17 protein-coding genes and 1 pseudogene are annotated in these 18,557 nt (G+C 67.4%); 9 read left to right on the top strand and 9 right to left on the bottom strand.

Annotation, left to right across the window (positions count from 1 at the left end):
* Positions 1–20: 20 nt before the first annotated feature.
* Positions 21–2,141 carry a phosphocholine-specific phospholipase C gene (locus AB0F51_RS24145; RefSeq protein WP_360283546.1) on the top strand — a complete coding sequence of 707 codons (2,121 nt, stop codon included), beginning with the start codon at positions 21–23 and terminating at the stop codon, positions 2,139–2,141.
* A 76-nt stretch (positions 2,142–2,217) separates the two neighbouring features.
* Positions 2,218–3,156, top strand: coding sequence for an aldo/keto reductase (locus tag AB0F51_RS24140; RefSeq protein ID WP_360283544.1), 939 nt, complete (start codon positions 2,218–2,220; stop codon positions 3,154–3,156).
* 43 nt (positions 3,157–3,199) lie between these two features.
* On the opposite strand, the gene AB0F51_RS24135 is transcribed toward AB0F51_RS24140, so the two are convergent.
* The 3 genes and pseudogenes from AB0F51_RS24135 to nuoB form a co-directional block, all read right to left on the bottom strand.
* On the bottom strand, positions 3,200–4,009 hold the full coding sequence (locus AB0F51_RS24135; RefSeq protein WP_360283542.1) for a hypothetical protein: 810 nt from the start codon (positions 4,007–4,009) through the stop codon (positions 3,200–3,202).
* Positions 4,010–4,147: 138 nt separating this feature from the next.
* A complete protein-coding gene (locus AB0F51_RS24130; protein WP_360283541.1) occupies positions 4,148–4,477 on the bottom strand; it encodes a DHCW motif cupin fold protein in 330 nt (109 codons plus the stop codon).
* A 30-nt stretch (positions 4,478–4,507) separates the two neighbouring features.
* A pseudogene (gene nuoB, locus AB0F51_RS24125) lies at positions 4,508–4,933 on the bottom strand (NADH-quinone oxidoreductase subunit NuoB); the annotation flags it as partial.
* A 96-nt stretch (positions 4,934–5,029) separates the two neighbouring features.
* Here nuoB and AB0F51_RS24120 point away from each other — a divergent pair.
* Positions 5,030–7,900: a BTAD domain-containing putative transcriptional regulator gene (locus tag AB0F51_RS24120; RefSeq protein WP_360283539.1), complete on the top strand. Its 2,871-nt coding sequence runs from the start codon at positions 5,030–5,032 to the stop codon at positions 7,898–7,900.
* Here the strand turns inward: AB0F51_RS24120 and AB0F51_RS24115 are convergent.
* Positions 7,862–9,019 (bottom strand): GNAT family N-acetyltransferase, encoded by a 1,158-nt coding sequence (locus AB0F51_RS24115; protein ID WP_360283537.1) that lies wholly within the window; start codon positions 9,017–9,019, stop codon positions 7,862–7,864. The genes AB0F51_RS24120 and AB0F51_RS24115 overlap by 39 nt on opposite strands.
* Positions 9,020–9,205: 186 nt before the next feature.
* Between AB0F51_RS24115 and AB0F51_RS24110 the strand changes: the two genes are divergently transcribed.
* Entirely contained in the window at positions 9,206–9,925 is a 720-nt protein-coding gene (locus AB0F51_RS24110; RefSeq protein ID WP_360283535.1) for a GAF and ANTAR domain-containing protein, read from the top strand.
* Positions 9,926–10,120: 195 nt separating this feature from the next.
* Here AB0F51_RS24110 and AB0F51_RS24105 read toward each other — a convergent pair whose 3' ends face one another.
* Entirely contained in the window at positions 10,121–10,726 is a 606-nt protein-coding gene (locus AB0F51_RS24105) for a response regulator transcription factor (RefSeq protein WP_360283533.1), read from the bottom strand.
* The gene (locus AB0F51_RS24100; protein ID WP_360283531.1) at positions 10,723–11,877 is read right to left on the bottom strand and encodes a histidine kinase; all 1,155 of its coding nucleotides are present in this window, start codon (positions 11,875–11,877) and stop codon (positions 10,723–10,725) included. The genes AB0F51_RS24105 and AB0F51_RS24100 overlap by 4 nt, the downstream gene beginning before the upstream one ends.
* Positions 11,878–12,007: 130 nt before the next feature.
* Here AB0F51_RS24100 and AB0F51_RS24095 point away from each other — a divergent pair, with 130 nt between their 5' ends.
* Positions 12,008–12,937, top strand: coding sequence for a hypothetical protein (locus AB0F51_RS24095; RefSeq protein WP_360283529.1), 930 nt, complete (start codon positions 12,008–12,010; stop codon positions 12,935–12,937).
* A gap of 11 nt (positions 12,938–12,948) precedes the next feature.
* On the opposite strand, the gene AB0F51_RS24090 is transcribed toward AB0F51_RS24095, so the two are convergent.
* A complete protein-coding gene (locus AB0F51_RS24090; RefSeq protein WP_360283527.1) occupies positions 12,949–14,124 on the bottom strand; it encodes an amidohydrolase family protein in 1,176 nt (391 codons plus the stop codon).
* 65 nt (positions 14,125–14,189) lie between these two features.
* On the opposite strand from AB0F51_RS24090, the gene AB0F51_RS24085 reads away from it, so the two are divergent.
* Together AB0F51_RS24085 and AB0F51_RS24080 are read left to right on the top strand one after the other, a co-directional pair.
* Positions 14,190–14,648 (top strand): ester cyclase, encoded by a 459-nt coding sequence (locus AB0F51_RS24085; protein WP_360283525.1) that lies wholly within the window; start codon positions 14,190–14,192, stop codon positions 14,646–14,648.
* Positions 14,649–14,683: 35 nt separating this feature from the next.
* Complete coding sequence (locus tag AB0F51_RS24080; RefSeq protein WP_360283523.1) at positions 14,684–15,016, top strand: NIPSNAP family protein; 333 nt, start codon at positions 14,684–14,686, stop codon at positions 15,014–15,016.
* A gap of 7 nt (positions 15,017–15,023) precedes the next feature.
* Here the strand turns inward: AB0F51_RS24080 and AB0F51_RS24075 are convergent, their stop codons facing one another.
* Positions 15,024–16,295, bottom strand: a complete 1,272-nt coding sequence (locus AB0F51_RS24075; RefSeq protein ID WP_360284101.1) for an amidohydrolase — start codon at positions 16,293–16,295, stop codon at positions 15,024–15,026.
* Positions 16,295–16,882 carry a DUF308 domain-containing protein gene (locus AB0F51_RS24070; protein WP_360283521.1) on the bottom strand — a complete coding sequence of 196 codons (588 nt, stop codon included), beginning with the start codon at positions 16,880–16,882 and terminating at the stop codon, positions 16,295–16,297. The genes AB0F51_RS24075 and AB0F51_RS24070 overlap by 1 nt, the downstream gene beginning before the upstream one ends.
* Positions 16,883–17,046: 164 nt before the next feature.
* On the opposite strand from AB0F51_RS24070, the gene AB0F51_RS24065 reads away from it, so the two are divergent.
* Together AB0F51_RS24065 and AB0F51_RS24060 are read left to right on the top strand one after the other, a co-directional pair.
* Positions 17,047–17,544 (top strand): hypothetical protein, encoded by a 498-nt coding sequence (locus tag AB0F51_RS24065; protein ID WP_360283519.1) that lies wholly within the window; start codon positions 17,047–17,049, stop codon positions 17,542–17,544.
* A gap of 95 nt (positions 17,545–17,639) precedes the next feature.
* Complete coding sequence (locus AB0F51_RS24060) at positions 17,640–18,503, top strand: c-type cytochrome (protein WP_360283517.1); 864 nt, start codon at positions 17,640–17,642, stop codon at positions 18,501–18,503.
* Positions 18,504–18,557: the final 54 nt, after the last annotated feature.

Here is an 18,557-nt window from a genome sequence, read left to right as displayed (position 1 = left end):
GCTGCCAAGGACGTGCATCAATGGACAACCACATCGAACGTCGCACCTTCCTCGCCGCCGCTGCCGCCCTTGGAGTGACAGTGCTGGGCAAGGACCAGATGCCGGCGGCGGCCCACGCCGCTCGGGAGTCCGCCGCCCCGGACCCTCGCCTGGCGCCGGTCAAGCATGTGGTGATCCTGATGCAGGAGAACCGCAGCTTCGACCACTACTTCGGGATGCTCAAGGGTGTCCGGGGATTCAGCGACCGCAGCATCATCGACCTCCCGGGCACCAGCACCGGCCCCTCGAACAAGCCGGTCTTCCAGCAACCCAAGGGCAGTGGTTCCCTCTATCCCTGGAAGCTGAGCGCGAGCCCGAACAACTGGGAACGCTCCGAGTGCAAGGTCGACGGCGGCGGCCACTCCTGGACCGACCAGCACAACGCCTGGCACGGCGGCCGGATGGACAACTGGTACGCCGCCAAGAGCAGCACCGGAATGACGATGGGCTACATGGCCCGCGACGACCTGCCGTTCAGCTATGCGCTCGCCGACGCCTACACCATCTGCGACGCGTACCACTGCTCCGCGCTCACCGGCACCGGCCCCAACCGCAACTACCTCTGGTCGGGCTCGATCGGCGCCGGCCTGCCCGGCGCCAACCAGGTCAACTACAACGGAGGCGACTTCCGTCGGTCCGAACAGAACTGGCGGACGTACGCCGAAGAACTCCAGGCGGCCGGGATCGACTGGAAGGTCTACCAGGTCTACGACCGCGACGCCGCCAAGAACTACGGCGACAACGCGCTGGAGTACTTCGCCCCGTTCATGACTCGCGATCCGGCGCAGGACGGCAAGGGCGATGCCGCCTTGTGGCGGCGAGGCGTGGCCGGGGTGCCTTACAGCGGTGGGGACGTGGCCGACGCGCTTGTCTCCGCAGTACGAACCGATGTCCTCAACGGCATGCTGCCCAAAGTGTCGTGGATCGTCACCGACTACGCGAACTCCGAGCACCCCGCCGCCAGCCCCAGCGTCGGCGCCAACCTGACCAAGCGGGTGCTCGAGGCAATCAACCAGAACCAGACCGTCTTCAACTCCACCGTCTTCCTGCTGACCTATGACGAGAACGACGGCTTCTTCGACCACGTCCCGCCCGCCATCCCAGCCGAGGCCGGCGATGCCACCGAGCATGTCGGCGCCGAACCGATCGGCCTCGGCTTCCGGGTGCCGATGCTGATCGTCTCGCCCTGGACCCGCGGCGGCCGGGTCAACTCCCAGGTCTTCGATCACACCTCCGTACTGCGCTTCCTCGAGCGCTGGACCGGCGTGAGCTGCCCCAACATCAGCGCCTGGCGACGAGCCGTCTGCGGTGACCTCACGTCGGCCTTCGACTTCGCCAACCCCGTCTTCGGGCCGCTGCCCACCCTCCCCAGCCCTGTACCGGCCGGCCACAACCTCATGACCGCGGCCGCCTGCAGCACCACCAGCACGCCGACGCCCCCTTCAACGGGCAGCATCCCCACCCAGGAACCCGGCAACAAGATCGCCTGCCCCTTGCCGTACCAGCCGAACGCCTACCTCGACCACTACGAAGGCACCGACGCCAACGCCACCCAGAAGCTCTGGATCAACCTCGAGAACCTCGGCAGCCAGGCGACCAGTGCCGCCCACTTCGCCGCCTACCCCAACGCCTACCGCTCCGGCGGCCCCTGGCAGTACACCGTCGCCACCAACGGCGCCACCACCGACTTCTTCAACATCGGCGCCTCGTTCGGCAACGGCAAGTACGACCTGACCGTCATCGGCCCCAACCGCTTCACTCGCCGCTTCAAAGGCAACACCAGCACCCCCACCGGCCGCGATGCCCGGGTGAAGACCTACTTCGCGCCGCACACCGACCCGATCGCCCTGTGGTTTCGCCTCTCCAACGACAACCCCACCGCGACCGTCACCTTCACCATCAGGTCCAACAACTACCGCACCGGCACCTGGACCCACGCAGTCGCCCCGCTGACCTCCACCGACGACTACTTCAACCAACTGACCTACGCCAATGGCTGGTACGACTTCACCATCACCACGAACAACGACCCCAACTGGTCCCAACGATTCACCGGCCACCTCGAGACTGGCCGGCCATCGACCACCGGATCCACTGTCTGACGCTCAGCCGCGATTCCGCAGCACTGGTGAAATCGCGGCTTGACCTGGAGCGCGCTCCAGCATGGAGGCTGGAGCCATGAAGACACCCACGATGGCCCTCGGAACGATGTACTTCGGCACGAGGGTGGACGAACGCACCGCTTTCTCGATCCTCGACCGGTACGCCGAACTGGGCGGCGCCTTCGTCGACACCTCCAACAACTACAGCTTCTGGACCCCCGAGACGGGTTTCGGCGGCCAGAGCGAGGCGCTGCTGGGCCGCTGGCTCGCGTCCAACCCCGGGGCCCGGGTCCGCCTCAGTACCAAGGTGGGCGCCCAGCCCACGCGGGTCGGCGGGTTCCCCGACCACCTCGAAGGACTGCGCGAGGACGTCGTACGTGGATCCATGGCCAAGAGCTTGGAGCGGCTGGGCGTGGACGGTGTGGACCTGTACTGGGCGCACGTCGAGGACCCGACCGTTCCGGTGGAGGACCTGGTCGCGACGTTCGGCGGCCTGGTCCGTGACGGCCTGGCCGCTCGGTGGGGCGTGTCGAACCACCCGTCCTGGCTGCTCGAACGGATCCGGGCCACTGCCGAACGCGCCGGCCTCCCGCAACCAGCCGCTTACCAGGAGCGCTACTCCTACCTTCAGCCCGCCGGCGGCATGGCGGTGGAGGGCCAGCCGATCCCGCTGGGGATGCTGTCACCGGACGGCCTCGACTTCCTGCGCCGCAACCCGTCGGTCGACGGCTGGGTCTATACCGCCACCCTCCAGGGCCGATACGACCGCAACGACCGGCCACTCGATACCGAGTACCAACACCCCGGCACCGAACGACGACTGGCGGCGCTGACCAGTGTCGCCACTGCGCGCGGACTCCGACCGGGCCAGGTGGTGCTCGCGTGGCTGGCCTCCGGAAACCCGGTGCTGACCCCGATCGTCGGAGTCAGCACCGTCGAACAGCTCGAACAGGCCGTGGAAGGCGCGTCCACCATCCTCACCGAGGGCGAACTGACGACGCTGAACGCCGCATAGGTGGCACGACCTTGACGGCGGTACCGGCGTACTGGGCGGTGGGCTAGCCGTTGTTCGTGCGGCCGACGTAGACGTTGCGGGCGCGGTAGTAGGTGTCACTAGCGGGCCCTGACGAACCGGACGCGCCTTCCATCTGCAGGTTGATGATGACGCGCATCGGCTTGCCGACGAAGTTGGAACCACGATGTCTGCCGACCCACTTGCCGTCCAGGTAGTAGTGGATCTCGACGTCCGTCGCGCTCACCTTGGTGATCCAGGCCCGGTAGCCGTGCCAGCCACCCGGGTTCGACACCGAGACGACGGTGTTCTCCCAGCCGCCGTCATAGGTGTTGAACCAGTTACGGGCATCGCCCTTGTACTCCAGGATGTCGCTCTCCGGCGGCCAGCTGTTGACCCCGGTCAGCCAGAACGCCGGCCAGGTCCCGCGGCCGGAGGGCGCCTGGAACTCGCCCTTGACCTCCCACTCGGGGTACTGGTCGTTCACCACCACCTGGGCCTTCGAGTGGATCGCGCCGGAGTGGTAGTGAATCGGCAGATAGGGGTCCTTGCTGCTCTTGCCCTCGTCCCAGTTGATCCGCGATCCCTTGAGCACCAGCACCCCGCCGGACTCGAGGTACACGTGGTTGTGGTCGGTCCTGCTCGCATACATCCGGGCGGTCCCGTTGTGGTCGGAACCCCACGGGTACAGGTAATTCCAGGCCGACTCCAGAGCGGAGTAGCCGGCGAAGGTGCCGGCCGGGATCACCGTCTCCCACGCCTGTTCCCTGGCCTGGGCGGCCGGCGGACCGGCGACTGCGGCACCGGCGATCGTCGTACCGGCGACGAGCAGGAAGGTTCGTCGGTCGAGGGTCATGGCGGATGGTCTCCTCACGGAAGGCGGTCCCGCCAGGGTGCTGCTACCGAGGAGAGCACGCAACAGTGCGTACACACTCGATCACAATCCATGCAAAACGCTCATCCCAGCTGGAACGGGCCGGGCGAAGTCTGTGCCTCAGTCGACGACGAAGAGACGAGCACCTTCCTCGGTGCTCGAGCGGTGCTGCTCCATGTCGTCTCCGACCTGGTAGCTGCTGCCGGCGTTGATCGTCACGATCGTGCCGTCCGCCAACTCGGTCGTGAGAGAGCCCTCCATGACGAGCAGTACATGACCCCGGCTGCACCAGTGGTCTGCCGTGTAGCCCGGGCTGTACTCCACCATCCGAACCCGCACCGAACCGAACTCACGCGTCCGCCACGTCGCGGTTCCCCGCTCACCCTCGTGCTTGGATACCGGAACCGTCGCCCAGTCTGTCGTTCCGAAGCTGACGCCGGTCATGTCCATGGCAAGACCTTACGTCCGTGTCTTGATCGCTCATGAGGAGAGTCCCATCAGCTGGGTGGGAGTCGCGGTCAACGCTGCCGACTCCACCGCACGGATGACCTCGTCCCTGTTCTCGCCCAGGCGTTCGTCCGCGATCTTCTGGTGGAGCATCACGAACGCGTTGAGCAGTGCCTGCGGGCGTGGTGGGCAGCCGGGGAGGTAGATGTCGACCGGGAGGATGTGGTCGACACCCTGGACGATCGCGTAGTTGTTGAACATCCCGCCTGAACTCGCGCACGCGCCCATCGCTATCACCCACTTGGGGTTTGCCATCTGGTCGTAGCACTGCCGCAGTACAGGTGCCATCTTCTGACTCACCCGGCCAGCGACGCACAACAGATCCGCCTGCCGGGGGCTAGGTCGGTAGACCTCCATCCCGAACCGTGCGAAGTCGTGGCGCGGAGCGCCCGAGGCCATCCCACCTCAGTCCATCAGGCCAACCGCAGTGAAATCTCACTCCGACCCTTTCTCGCCCTGCTGTGGGATCGCTATGCCTCCGCCTAGCCTGGGGATATGGCCACAGGACAGCTACCCGGCCGGTCGTCCAGTTTTGTAGGGCGGGAGACCGAGCTGACGCAGCTCGGCGAGCTGGTCGGCAGACATCGATTGGTGACGGTGACCGGGCCGGGCGGCGGGGGCAAGAGCAGATTGGCGCTGATGCTGGCCGAGCGTCTGCGCTCCGCGTACGCCGGACGGGTCCGCTGGGTTGAGCTCGCCGAGCTGACCGACCCGACCACTGTGCTGACTGCCGTTGCCGATGCCCTGGAGTTGCCTGGGGCAACGGAAGAGGAGCTGACGAGCAGATCGGCCCAGCAGCCGACCCTGCTGGTGATCGACAACTGCGAACACCTACTTGTTCCGGTGGCCCAGTTGATTGGCCGGTTGCTGCGCGCCTGCCCGGAGTTGACCGTGCTCGCAACGAGTCAGGAGCCGCTCGGCAGCGCTGGTGAGGTCGTCTTCGCCGTACCGCCGATGGGTGCGGCGGCCGAAGCGTTGTTCGTCGAGCGCGCCCGCGCGGCGTCGTACGGATTCGAACAGAGCAATGCCAACACTGGCGACATCGCCTTGATTTGCCAACGACTGGACGGTATCCCGCTCGCCATCGAGCTGGCGGCGGCATGGGTTCCGGTGTTGTCGCCCGCGCAGATCGCGGACCGGCTGAACGACAGCCTGCGAGTCCTGACCGGCGGTGACCGCGACGCGATGCCCCGGCATCGGACGCTGCGTGACGCGCTCGACTGGAGCTGGAACCTCATGGAGCACCCAGAACGCGACTTGCTGGCCCAGCTTGCGGTCTTCCAGAGCGGCTTCACGGTCGATGCCGTCGAGGCGGTAGCCGTGCTGGACGGGACCGATGTGCTGCATTCACTGTCCCGGTTGGTGAATCGCTCTCTGGTGATGGTCCAGCAAGGCCCCGAGGTTCGCTATCGACTACTGGAAACCGTCCGCCAGTACGCCGCGGACAAGTTGGCCGGCGACACCCGTCCCGCGCGGCGCCATGCGCAGTACATGCTGAAGCTGGTCGAGCAGGCGGCGAGCAGGCTGGAGAGTGCGGAGCAACAGGACTGGCTCGATCTGCTCAGCATCGAGTGGCAGAGCATCCGAGAGGCTCGGCGCTGGTTCCTGCAGCGGGACGACGTCGAGTCCGTCACCAGGGTCGCCGTCGGGGTCTGGTGGGGGAGTTATCTCCTCGGGCGTTTCGGCGAAGTACGCGAATGGCTGGAGGAGGCCCTTCGGCGACCATGCGCAGTGCCGGTCGACTTGCGGGCCGACGCACTCATCGCTGCCGGAACCCTGGCGCATCTGCAAGGTGACGCGTCTCATGCCGAGAGCCGTCTGCGCGCGGGCTTCTCGGCGTACCGGGACGCCGGTGACCCCTCGGTTGCGGCGATGGAGCTGCACTGGCTGGGCGGGGTGGCCATGCGCCGTGGCGAGTACGCCGAGGCGCGGCGTCTCGGCGAGCGATGCCTTGAGCTTTGGCGGGAGATCGGTAACCGGGCCAAGGTGTCCAGAGCACTGGACTACCAAGGGATGCGAGAGCTGCTCGCCGGTGAGCTCGATCTTGCCGAGGTGCTGCTGCGGGAGGCGCGGGCACGGTACGAGAGTGATCGTGACAGCGAGGGTCTGGGCTGGGTAACGGTGCTGCTCGGGGGCATCGCGCACTATCGGGGTGAGCAGGCGGTCGCGCGAGTGATGCTGCAAGAAGCCCGGGAGCGGAGTCAGACGAACCAGCAGCTGACGACGTTGGCCTGGTCGTTGCAGTTGCTCGGTCAGGAGGCGCGGCGGGACGGAGATCTCGACGAGGCGGCTGGTTTGCTCGCCGAGAGCTTGCGGCTGCACCGCGACGCCGGCAACCGATGGCGGATGGCGACCGTCCTCGAAGGGCTTGCGGCGGTCGCCATCGCCCAGCCGGATGTGCCCCAGGCCGTCCGGCTGATCTCCCACGCCGCACTGATCCGCGAGCAGCTCGGCACCCCCGTCCCGGCCGTCGAGCGGGCCGATGTCACGGCCGTGATCGAGGCCGCGCGCGTGGCGCTGCCGTCGGCGCAGTACCGGACGTACTGGGCGGAGGGGGAGGTCTTCGATCTGGACCGGCTGCTTGGCGAGGAGTCGACGGCGCGTCCGGCGGCCGCGCCGCTCACGATTGCCGAGTCGCGGGTGGAGCCGCTGCAGGTCGTGGCGCTCGGAAGTTCCGAAGTACGGCGGAACGACACGGTGCTGGACGTAGCGGACTGGGGGTACGCAAAACCCCGCGAGCTGTTCTTCTACCTGCTGGGATCGGGCCCGGTCAGCAAGGACCAGATCGGCGCGGAACTCTGGCCCGACGCTTCAGCCACGTCACTTCGGAACAGCTTCCACAGTTGTTTGCATCAACTCCGCAAGACCCTCGGTCGCTCGGACTGGGTGACTTTCCGGCGCGGACGCTACGAGTTCAACCACTCGCTCGACCACACCTATGATGTCGCGATCTTCGAATCCACCCTCGACCGTCAGGAGGCCGTCGAGCTCTACCGAGGCGAGTATCTGGCCGACCTGAGCGGCCCGCTCTGGATCGAGACCCGCCGGCAGAACCTTCGCCGGTACTTCGAACGAGCCCTCCTCCAGCTGGCCGAATCGCACCGGGCCGCTGGACGAACCGCCGAAGCCATCGCTCTCTATGAACGCGCGGTCAGTCACGATCCACTCCTCGAATCCGCTCACCAGGCGCTGATCAGACTCCACCTCTCCCAAGGAGACCGCGCCCAGGCAGTACGTCAGTACAACGACCTGGTCGCGCGCCTCGCCGACGACCTGAACACCACCCCGTCAGTACAAACCACCGCGCTGATCCACCCCGTTCTGCGATCAAAGGGAGCGGCATCCCAGCGGACCAACGCTATCTAGGTGGTCGGTGGCGAGCAGGTCGAAGTGGCGGAGGTTGCTGTAGGTTCCGTCGCGGCGGGGCTCGGCGGCTCGAGCGGTACCCATGTGGGTGAAGCCGTTGGACGCCGCGATGTGGTCGGACGCGGTGTTGCCCTCCGCGGCGATCAGGACGAGTCGACGCCGACCGAGTCCGCCGTCGGTGATCGGGGTGAAGGCGTGCCGAACCGCCAACCGGACCGCGGCGGTCATCAGGCCGCGGCCGCGCGCTGCCGGGTGGGTCCAGTAGCCGATCTCGCCGGCGGTCGGGTCGATCCGGTCGCCCAGGCGGAAGATGCTCAGATTGGCGAGCAGGTCGTCGCTGTCCCGGTCGGCGATCGCCCAGGACACGGCATCGCCGTCGGCCGCGCTGGTCGCCCATCGCTGGATGAAGCTTTCGGCATGTGACAGCTCGTACGGCGTCGGCAGGCCGGACAGCCAGTGCCTGGTCCGGTCGTCGTTGGACGCCTCGACGATGCGCGCCGCGTCGCCGGGGCGAAGCGGTCGCAGCCGGAACCCGTCCCCTTCGATCACCGGCACGTCCCACCACCGGCTGTGCGGTACTCGTTCGTCGTACCGGTCGATCGACGCCACCCACTCGTCGTACCGCACGCCGCGGGCCCGGCCGGTGCCTCGCGTGGTGACGAACTCGCGGAAGCCGCATTTCCACGCGACCCGACGGGATCCCCAGTTGCCGACGAAGCCGCGCCACAGCACCCGGTCCCAACCGAGCTGGTCGAACGAGTACCCGACCGCGAGCTGGACCGCTCGGGTCATCACGCCCCGGCCGCGGGCCCACGGCGCCAGGCTGAACCCGATGTCACCGACCCCGCCCACTCCGTCGCGCAGTTCCACCGAGCCGGCATAGCGACCGTCGAAGTCGATCGCCCAGCACCACGCGCTGCCGTCGCGCCAGCCGGCCGGAATCCGCTCGGTCACGAACTTCTCCGCGTCCGACCAGTGGTAAGGCACCGGGACGCCGGTCCAGCGCTGGACCTCAGGGTCCTGACCCAGGTCGTGGTCGGCCGCGACATCGGCGGCCGTATGCGCACGGAGCCGCACCACGCCATCAGTCAGGACCGGAACGTCCTCGGGAAACTGCATGCCACAACCCTTCCAATCACGCGCCGCACCCAAGCAGGTGTGTTCCAGCTTCTCCGACGCTGCTGTGGGAATCGCTGGCTTGCGTAAGTTTGAGGGTGAACTTGTGCGGGGTATCGGATAATTGCTCTGCTCCCGGGCTGCGTCCGGGGCGGAACCGATCGAGTGAGGGTTGGGAGGACTCTTGCTGTGTCACTGAAACATCCATCGGTTGAGGAGTTCGGCCGGCTGGCCGCGGAACTGCAAGCCGCCGACGGGGTCGAGCTGACCGTCGAAACGGTCGTGCAGTTCGCGTTGCAGGCGGTGTGGTGCGACTACGCCGCTGTGGTGCTGATCACGAAGGGGCGGCGCCCGCAGATCATGGCGCTGACCGATCCGAGACTGGCCGACCTCTACCGACATCAGATCGACGCCGGCGCGGGACCGATGATCACCGCGCTGGACGAGCGATCGCCGCTGCTGATTCCCGATGTCGCGGCAGAGACCCGCTGGTCACCGCAGTGGAGCGAGCAGATGCTTGCTGCCGGCATTCGTTCCGCGGTCCACCTGCCACTGCTGGTGGCCGGTCGGCCCGAAGCGGTGCTCGCTCTCTACAGCATCAAGCCGGACGCCTTCAGCGGCGACGACCTCGACATCGCCCACATCCTGGCCCAGCACGGCTCCGCCGCGATCGACTCGGCCCGCCGCGTGGACACCCTGACCCAAGCGGTCGACGCGCGTCGCCTGGTCGGCCAAGCGATGGGCATCCTGATGGAGCGTCACGACCTGGACGAGATGCGAGCGTTCGAGGTACTCCGACGCTACTCGATGGACAGCAACCGCAAACTGCGCGACGTCGCCCAGGAGTTGATCGAAACCCGCAAACTCCCCTCAACCCATCGCGCACGAAGCCGAATACCTGGCCACTGACCAGCCGCTACGGAAGCAGAACCTGACGGGGGAGCCTGAGTTCCACCGACGACCGGCGTCGGCGGAGGGCCAGGCAAGGGGAGAGCGGTCGTCACCCGGGACAGAATGCATGACCTTCGGGCCAAGGTCCGAATCAGTGTTAGAACCCTGCAAACCGGTTCGAGCAGTCTCTGTCGTGCGGGCTGGAGATCTTTGTCAGAGCCAGCCGTTGTCGTGGGCCAGGCGGAAGGCTTCGGCGCGGGTGCGGACTCCCAGCTTCGTGACTGCCGCGGCCAGGTAGTTGCGGACGGTGCCGTTGGAAAGGCTGGTGCGGTGGGCGATCACCGAGATCGGGGTGTCGTACTCCGCCAGCCGGAGTACCTCCAGTTCGCGGCTCGTCAGCGGGCACTCGGGCGCGGTGAGCGCATCGGCGGCGAGCGCCGGATCGACGTACCGCTCGCCGCGGTGGACTCGGCGGATCACGTCCGCGAGCGTGCCACCTGGCGATCCCTTGGGCAGGAAGCCCTTCGCCCCGGCGGCAAGGGCTTTCTGCAGGTGCGGCGGCCGACCGCGGCCGGTCAGGATGAGGACCTTGCAGGACGGGAAGACCCGTTGCAGCTCGGCGGTCACCTCGAGGCCGTCCATGCCCGGCATCTGCAGATCGACGACGGCGACGTCCGGCCGGTGCCGGCGGACCGCCTCGACCGCCTCGGCGCCACTGCCGACACCGGCGACCACCTCGAGGTCGGGTTCGAGCCCGAGCAAGGCGGCAATCGCCTCGCGGATCAGCTCCTCGTCGTCGGCGAGCAGAACCCGGATCACGACGCCACCGGTACCGTCACGGTGACGTCGAAAACACCGTCTCGCTCCTCTGCCCGCAGACTGCCGGCCCGCTGCGCCAGGCGCTCGGCGGCGCCGTGCAGGCCTGCGCTGTACGAATCTGGGCCTGCGCCGGCCGCGCCGTCGTTCCTGATCGACAAGGTGACCAGGTCGCCGTCGCGAACGAGCTTGATGTCGCACCAGCGCGCGCGACTGTGCCGCAGTACGTTGGTGCCGGCCTCCCGCAGTACGAACGCCAACTGGGTGGACAGCTCTGCCGGGAGATCGATGCCGACGGCATCCACCGTGCACCGCACACCGGACGACTGCAACAGTTTGGCGATCGCCGTCAGCTGATCGGTCAGATCGATCGCGCGATAGCCGTGCACCGCTTCCCGCAACTCGCCCAGCGCGGCAGCAGCCAGGTGCTGGGCCTCGGTCGCCTCTGCCGTGGCCCGGGCCGCATCGGCCGGTGCCAGCCGGGCGGCCAACTCGGCCTTCAGTGCGATCACCGCGAGTCGGTGACCGAGGAGGTCATGGACGTCACGAGCGAAGCGTAACCGTTCCTCGGTGACGGCCAACTGAGCCTGCGCCGCCCGGCCGGCCCGCAACTGGAACACCAGATCGAGCATGCGCACGGGCAGCCCACACATCGCCGCGAGTCCTACTGCGACGCTGACGGCCACCAGCAGGTACTGCGTCACAGATCGGTCGGTGATCCCCGCGACCGCAGCACAGATCGCCAGTACTACGGCCAGGACCGCGATGGAGCCCCTAACTCCCAGGAGAAGCGGCGCGATCCCCGCGACAGCACCACCCACCCACGCCCAAGATTCCCACTCGGGGCCGCCGACCGGCGCGAGGAGGGGCAGGCAGACGAGCGTGACTCCTGCGAGCAGCCACAGAAGCAGTGTGCGATGTCGCTGACCGAGCCAAGGTGAGGCCGCGCAGTACAAGGCCACGGCGAAGACCAGCGCCATTAGAGCTGTGCCGATCGCTCCGGACCATATCTGGGCGGGACGGTCCTCACGCACCACCGCGAGAACCGGGGCGAGCAGGCTCGTGAGCCACGCCGCGCCAAGCGTCGCCAGGGTGGCGATTCGTGCCCAGCGGAAGCGCCGGTCAGGATCAGTCGAGGTGTCGGCCGAGTTCACCCCTCGAGGTTAGGCCGATCGAGCGCCTGCCGGCTTGGTGCGAACTGCATGCCTGGACCGTGGATTGTGCCCGGCCTGTTCATGACACCGTGGGGTGGGTATTGCCGTTCGCCGCCTTGAAGCTCGAAGCATGAAAACTCACCTCGACTCGAGCCCTTTGGAACATCTGTACGACGACATCGCGGGAGCCGCTATCGCTCCCTCGACTCAACCCGAGCGGCCCAGCCACCCATGGCGCACCGCTGGCCGCCACTTCGCCGAGATGGTGATCGCGATGGTCCTGGGCATGCTGCTCCTGGGACCCGTCTGGAACAGCCTGGCGGTAGTCACCGGCCTGTCGAGCTTCTTCGCCCGGCCGACGGTGTCTGCTCTGGTGATGGCGACCAACATGACGATCGCGATGTCCATTTGGATGCGGCATCGCGGGCACGGCTGGCGCAGTACGGGTGAGATGGGCGCGGCGATGTACGTACCGTTCGCGGTCACCTTGCCGCCGTTCTGGGCCGGTGCCTGGTCAGCTGACACAGCCTTGATGGGCGGGCATGTACTGATGCTGCCTGCCATGGCGGTGGCGATGCTCATCCGGCGTGGCGAGTACACCACGGGTCACCACCACCGGTCCGAGGACAGCGACCTGGGTGCGAGTGCTCAGCGCGGAGCAGCCAGCCGAGTGGTTGACGCCATCAAGCATCGATGGCCGACCTGGCTTGCCCTGGTGATGACCATCGACTGCTGGCTCGACCCGAGCATGCCTCCGCCGTGGGCGCTGCTCGTGCTGCCGGGCGCCTACCTGCTGTTCGGCACTGTCCGCAAACAGTTCCGGGACCGGCGGCTCCTCGTAGTACAGCTCGCCGGGTTACTCGGGTACGCCGTACTGACAGCTGCCGCCCTCACCGCGGATGCCGAGCTGACTCGCTACTTCGTCGCCGCGGGCTGGCTACTTCACGCACTTTGGGACGCGGCCCACTTCAAGGCGCGGACCGTCGTCCCGAGAGGCTACGCCGAGTGGTGCTTCACCTTCGACCTGGTGGTCGGCCTGACCATCCTCTTCCTCTGGTGATCCGAGGACGCTCAACTCTGCTCAATCTCGACGGGATGACCGCCGAGGAAGATGGCGATCGGGTCGGCCAGGGTCGTGATGTCCTCGGTCGGATCGGCTCTCACGACCAGCAAATCTGCGTCGTAGCCCGATCGAATCCGGCCCTTGCGGAGGCCGAGAACGTCGGCGGCCGTCGAGGTCGCGGCGGTCAGAGCCGCCACCGCGGGGATGCCGGAGGTCACGTATTCGGCAAGGGTCGCAGGAAGCAGGCCGTGCGGCTTGGCCGGGCCGATGCCGCCGTCGGAGCCGGCCACAATCCGTACTCCGCCGTCGGCCAGCCGGCGCGCGGCTTGCTGCAACGCCGCCTCCCTGATGCCGGCCTTGGCCACCATCTCGAGAACTTCCGGCGGTACGACGATCGATGGGTCCGAACCGAGCGTTGGGCTCACGGCGATCCCGGCTGCCGCGAGGTCCGCGACCAGGTCGCCGTCGATCCGAACCCCCTCCGGTGTGAGGCAGGTGCAGTGCTCAATCCCGTCGACACCTGCCGCCAAGGCCTGGCGGACAGCGGATTGGGCATGCGCGTGGACAGTGATCGGCAGGCCCTGGTCGTGAGCCTCAGCCACCGCGGCCCGCAGTACCTCGTGGGTGAACTGGGGGCGCATGGTGTCGGTTCCAGGGGTGAGGGCGCCGCCACTGGCCATGACTTTCACGATGTCCGCACCCATTGCCGCTCGTTGACGAACCGCCGCTCTGATCTGCTCCACCCCGTCGACCTCGCCGCCCAGATACCAGCAGTGGCCACCGACGCTGGTGATCGGTGCGCCGGCCGCGACCACGTGTGGAAGGCCGGGCACTGCGCCCGTCCGCCAGGTGAGTACCGCTCCGAGGTAGTCACCGAGATCGCGGACCGTTGTGACGCCTGCCGCAAGTTGTACCTGCAACGACTGCTCGATCGTCGCGAACAGAGCTTCCTCGGTCGCGCCGGCTGCTCGCTCCAGCGCTCCCGGTCCGCTGTCCGCACACAAATGCACATGGGCATCGATCAAGCCCGGCAGGATCGTCCCCCGAACCTCCCGCACCGGCCAGTCCGACGGAGCAGCCGCGACCACATCGGCAATGAGGCCATCGTCCACCAGTACGACCCCTGGGCCCGCGAGTTGCTCACCGTCGAAGATCCGATCCGCCGCCAACGCAATCCTGCTCATACGCGTAGTTTCACCGCGCCCCGGGTCACGCCGCTGACAGGGAAGATCTCCCGAGGAGGAATGACATGAACACCGAACTCAACAAGGCCACCGCCCGCCGATTCTTCGAAGAAGTCTTCAACGCCGGTCGGTTGGAGCTCATGGACGAGATCGCCTCGCCTGAGCTCAGGGCGCACGGGTCCTTACCTCCTGGCATGCCCGACCGCGGCCCGGCGCCGTACAAGCACACCGTCGAACTGTTTCGCACCGCCTTCGCCGACCTGCATCACGAAATCCACGCTCTGGTGGCCGAAGGAGACCTCGTCGCTGTGCATGTCACGATGACCGGCAGACACGTCAACACCTTCCTGGACATCCCGGCGACCGGTCGCCGGATCGTCTACCCGGGCATGGACTTGATGCGCTTCGACTCCGAGCACCGCCTCGTCGAGCACTGGACAGCAACCGATGACCTAGGCCTGCTGCAACAGCTGAACGTCCTCCCCGCCGACCAGCCATGGTCTTCCCCAGCGCCCGAACAGTGACAGGAAGTGTCAGGGTTCGATGCGAGACTGCGGTCATGATCCTGGAGATTCGGACCTATCGACTGAAGCCGGCGATGGCTGACGAGTTCCTTCACGTGATGCGTGCGGAAGCGATCCCGCTGCTGACCAAACACGGCATCGACGTAGTGGCCTTCGACCGATCACTGGCCGCCGAGGACGGCAACGAAGAGGCCTACCTCATCCGGTCCTACCCGTCACTGCAGGCGCACCACGACCAGAAGGATTCCTTCTACACCAGCCAGACCTGGCTCGAAGGCCCACGGAACGCAGTCGTCTCAAGAATCGAGAACTACCACACCATCGTCATCGAAACATCACCCGAAGCAATAGAAACCCTACGCCGCTGATCCCGCGTCACAGGCTGTCGGCCTCTTGTGGTTTGGCGAGCCAGGTTAGGGCTGCGGCGATCAGGGCTTCGACGCCGGTGGTGAGGGTCGGCTCGATGACGGGGGCGAAGTACGGCGAATGGTTGCCTGGTAGCTGATCCATCCGGCCCTCGGCGAAGGCGGCGATGGTGGGCTCGGTCTCGAGGCCTCCCCAGAACCAGAACACGGTGGGGACCTGCAGCGCCTCGCCGAACACGCCGACGTCCTCGCTGGCGTTGACCTGCGGCATCTGTTCGATCCGCTCCGCGCCGAAGTGCTTGATGAACGCGCCGATCGTGGCCTCCGTCTCTTCCGGTGCGCTGACCAGCGCGGGCACGCTGGAGAACCAGTCGAGGGAGGGTTCCGCCACGGCGGCGCTGGCCGCGGACTCGGCTCGGGCAATACGCTCGATGGCGGCGCGGACGAGGTCACGCGTCTGCGGGGTGTAGGTGCGAACATTGACCCCGAGCTCGGCCTGGTCCGGGATGATGTTGTCTTTTGTTCCTGCCTGCAGACGACCGACCGTGACGACAGCCGACTCGGCCGGCGGCACCTCGCGCGCCACGATGCCCTGCAGGCGAGTGACGACGTTCGCCGCCATCAGCACCGGGTCGATGGCCGACTCGGGACGGGACCCGTGGCCGCCTTGGCCGTACAGCGTGATGTTGAGGGAGTCCGCGGCCGACATGACCGGACCGGTGCCGTACCCGATGAAACCGGCGGGTAGCGGCGCGACGTGCTGGCCGAGCACGATCTCCGGCTTGGGGAAGCGTTCGAACAGACCGTCGTCGATCATCCCTTGTGCGCCGATCGCGAGTTCCTCGGCGGGCTGGAACACCACCAGCAGCGTTCCACGCCACTGGTCTCGTGCTTGCTTCAGCAGTGTGGCGGCGCCGACCAGGCAGGCCGCGTGCATGTCGTGACCGCACGCGTGCATCACCGGGACGTCGCGGCCGTCGCGGTCCACCGCGCGAACGGTGCTCGCGTAGGGCAGCCCGGTCTTCTCCTCCACCGGCAGCGCGTCGAAGTCGGCGCGCAGCATGACCACGGGACCGTCGCCGTTGCGCAGCACACCCACGACGCCGGTGACACCGACTTGCTCGGTGACTTCGTCGAAGCCGGCCTCCCGCAGACGACGCGCAAGTACTCCGGCCGAGCGCGTCTCCTGGAGCGAAAGCTCGGGATTCTGATGCAGGTCCCGGTAGAGCTCGGCCAGGTCCTCCCGAAGCTCCGACGACACCCCGACGTCAGCCTCGATCATCACGCGACCTCCCTTGCGGACCGCAGGAGCAGACCTGAGGCAATGAAGACGAAGCCCCAGGTGATGGCGATCATTCCGAGCAGTACGGCGATCCCGACCGCGGCCCGGCCGGGGTTGGCGACGAAGAGCACTCCGAGGGCGACCGACAGCGCGGCGCCCGGCAGGAACAACCAGCGGGCAGTGACCAGCTCCCGGTGGAATGCTGCAACGCCCTCGACGAGGCCTCGGACGATCAACCACAGGCCCAGGACCCAGGTCAGGCTCGTCGCGGCCAGGCCCGGGCTCGAGATCGCCAGGACGGCCGCGGCCAAGCCGGTCAGTCCCAGCACCACGTAGGCGAGGCGAGTTCGCCCGGGATTGGCCTGGAAAGCCTGCGCCAGTGCGCCGATGCCCTCGAACAGCGCCCAGAAGCCCCACAACATGACGAGGGCGAGGCCGGTCGTGATCGGCCACACGACGGCCGCGATCCCGAACACGGCGCCGGCCACGCCACGGATCACCAGCGTTTTCGGTTCGGCGGCGGGCACTTGCGGTGCACCCAGGTGGTCGCCGATGGGCGGGTGGTGCCGTCCGTTGCTGGGGGTCACAGTCTGCATTGTGGGTGGGGCAGGCTGCCGGTAGATCACCCAGTCCGGGTGAAATCGAGCCATCTGTTGCTGTCAGCAACAATCGCGAGCGGGCCGCGGAAGCGAAGGTCTCGACGGCCTCCGGGTGGTCACGTAGGCTGCGGTTCGGCGGCAAGGAGACTGTGATGAACCAAGGCTTGCTGAACTCGTTGACGGACGCCGAGCGAAGGCTGGCGGCCGAGACCGAACGGGATGTGTTGAAGAGCTTGGACGAAGACGAGCTCCTGGACCTGCACCAGCGCATCCGACGGGTCCGCACCAAGTACGTGAAGAACTACCGACGGGCGGCGAGCGCATCCGTCGTACCGGTCGGTGGGCGCGGCAAGGCGTACCCCCGCAACCAGCGCGATCGCGACAAGGCCGAGCTGTTCGAGTCCGCCCTGGCAAGAGTGAGCCGCGAGGTAGCGTCGGCAGCGGGCCGGGCCTCCGCGGAGCTGCGCAGCGAACGGATCGAAGCGGCTCGCGCGGCCAAGTCGGGAGGGCCTGCGATGCGGACTGCTGACCAGGTCGAGCCGGTGACGAGTCCCCGGCGACGGGCGACCAAAACCACCGGTGGGTTGAAGAAGGACGCGTCCTCGCGGGCCGCCGGCGCCCGTCGTCAGGCCCAGCGCGACGCTCGCTGATTGTCCCAGCGGGCTTGACGCTCTCGCCCGATTCGGGTGATCCCGGCGGCGAGGCGGTGGTGTTGCCTGGCTCCCGTCAGCCGGGAGGTGCGGAGATGCGCGATGCGGACGGCACGACCGCTCGACCCGTACGGCGTGGGAAGGTCGCCAGGGCACTCGTGGTCGGTACCGCGTTGGTGTCAGTCGGCCTGGCGTACGCCGTACTGGTGCCGAACGGCGCCGCCGGTGCGGACGGTTCACAGTCCCAGCAGATCGAGGAGGGACGGCGGCTGTTCGCGGTCGGTTGCTCCAGTTGCCACGGGCTGTATGCCGAAGGCGGATCCAACGGCGAGGGCCGAATGGCCGGACCGTCGCTGATCGGTGTCGGCGCGGCAGCGGTCGACTTCCAAGTCAGCACGGGGCGGATGCCGGCTGTTCAGACCGGTGCCCAGGTGCCTGAGAAGCCCCCGGCGTACTCCGAGCCGGAGATCGCCGCGCTGGCGGCGTACATCGCCTCGCTCGCACCTGGACCCGCGGTGCCGGCAGAGGAGTACTACGACGTCAGCAAGGTGACGCAGGAGGAACTCGTCCGTGGCGGCCAGCTGTTCCGGACGAACTGCACGGCATGCCACAACTTCGCGGGGCGTGGCGGCGCACTGCCGAACGGACGGTACGCACCGGCGCTGATGGACACCACGCCGCGGAACATCTACCAGGCCATGCTCACCGGCCCCCAGCAGATGCCGGTCTTCTCCGACGGCGTCCTGCTGCCCGAGGACAAGCGGGCCGTCATCGCCTACATCGTCAGCTTGCAGGAGCAGACCGACCCGGGCGGATTCGGCCTCGGACGGCTCGGACCGGTGTCCGAAGGGCTGTGGGGCTGGCTGCTCGGCATCGGCTTATTGATCGCCATGGCGGTGTGGATCGGCGCCAAAGTGCCCCGGGTGCACGGGCGGCAAGAACGATCCGGCACCGACTGAAACAAGCGCCTGCTTGACCGCCCGGCCGCGCACCGGACCGGACCGGTCGTCGAC

Origin of the sequence: Kribbella sp. NPDC023855 (assembly GCF_040639475.1) — a bacterium.
Classification (GTDB): domain Bacteria; phylum Actinomycetota; class Actinomycetes; order Propionibacteriales; family Kribbellaceae; genus Kribbella.
This window is presented reverse-complemented; position numbering and strand designations above follow the sequence as displayed.

Excerpts from the sequence above, each read along its gene's own strand:
- AB0F51_RS24135 (WP_360283542.1), bottom strand. The coding sequence starts at position 4,009 with ATGACCCTCGACCGACGAACCTTCCTGCTCGTCGCCGGTACGACGATC.
- AB0F51_RS24115 (WP_360283537.1), bottom strand. The coding sequence starts at position 9,019 with ATGCAGTTTCCCGAGGACGTTCCGGTCCTGACTGATGGCGTGGTGCGG.
- AB0F51_RS24145 (WP_360283546.1), top strand. The coding sequence starts at position 21 with ATGGACAACCACATCGAACGTCGCACCTTCCTCGCCGCCGCTGCCGCC.
- AB0F51_RS24085 (WP_360283525.1), top strand. The coding sequence starts at position 14,190 with ATGAACACCGAACTCAACAAGGCCACCGCCCGCCGATTCTTCGAAGAA.
- AB0F51_RS24130 (WP_360283541.1), bottom strand. The coding sequence starts at position 4,477 with ATGGACATGACCGGCGTCAGCTTCGGAACGACAGACTGGGCGACGGTT.
- AB0F51_RS24060 (WP_360283517.1), top strand. The coding sequence starts at position 17,640 with ATGCGCGATGCGGACGGCACGACCGCTCGACCCGTACGGCGTGGGAAG.
- AB0F51_RS24065 (WP_360283519.1), top strand. The coding sequence starts at position 17,047 with ATGAACCAAGGCTTGCTGAACTCGTTGACGGACGCCGAGCGAAGGCTG.
- AB0F51_RS24140 (WP_360283544.1), top strand. The coding sequence starts at position 2,218 with ATGAAGACACCCACGATGGCCCTCGGAACGATGTACTTCGGCACGAGG.
- AB0F51_RS24080 (WP_360283523.1), top strand. The coding sequence starts at position 14,684 with ATGATCCTGGAGATTCGGACCTATCGACTGAAGCCGGCGATGGCTGAC.
- AB0F51_RS24075 (WP_360284101.1), bottom strand. The coding sequence starts at position 16,295 with ATGATCGAGGCTGACGTCGGGGTGTCGTCGGAGCTTCGGGAGGACCTG.
- AB0F51_RS24090 (WP_360283527.1), bottom strand. The coding sequence starts at position 14,124 with ATGAGCAGGATTGCGTTGGCGGCGGATCGGATCTTCGACGGTGAGCAA.
- AB0F51_RS24095 (WP_360283529.1), top strand. The coding sequence starts at position 12,008 with ATGAAAACTCACCTCGACTCGAGCCCTTTGGAACATCTGTACGACGAC.
- AB0F51_RS24120 (WP_360283539.1), top strand. The coding sequence starts at position 5,030 with ATGGCCACAGGACAGCTACCCGGCCGGTCGTCCAGTTTTGTAGGGCGG.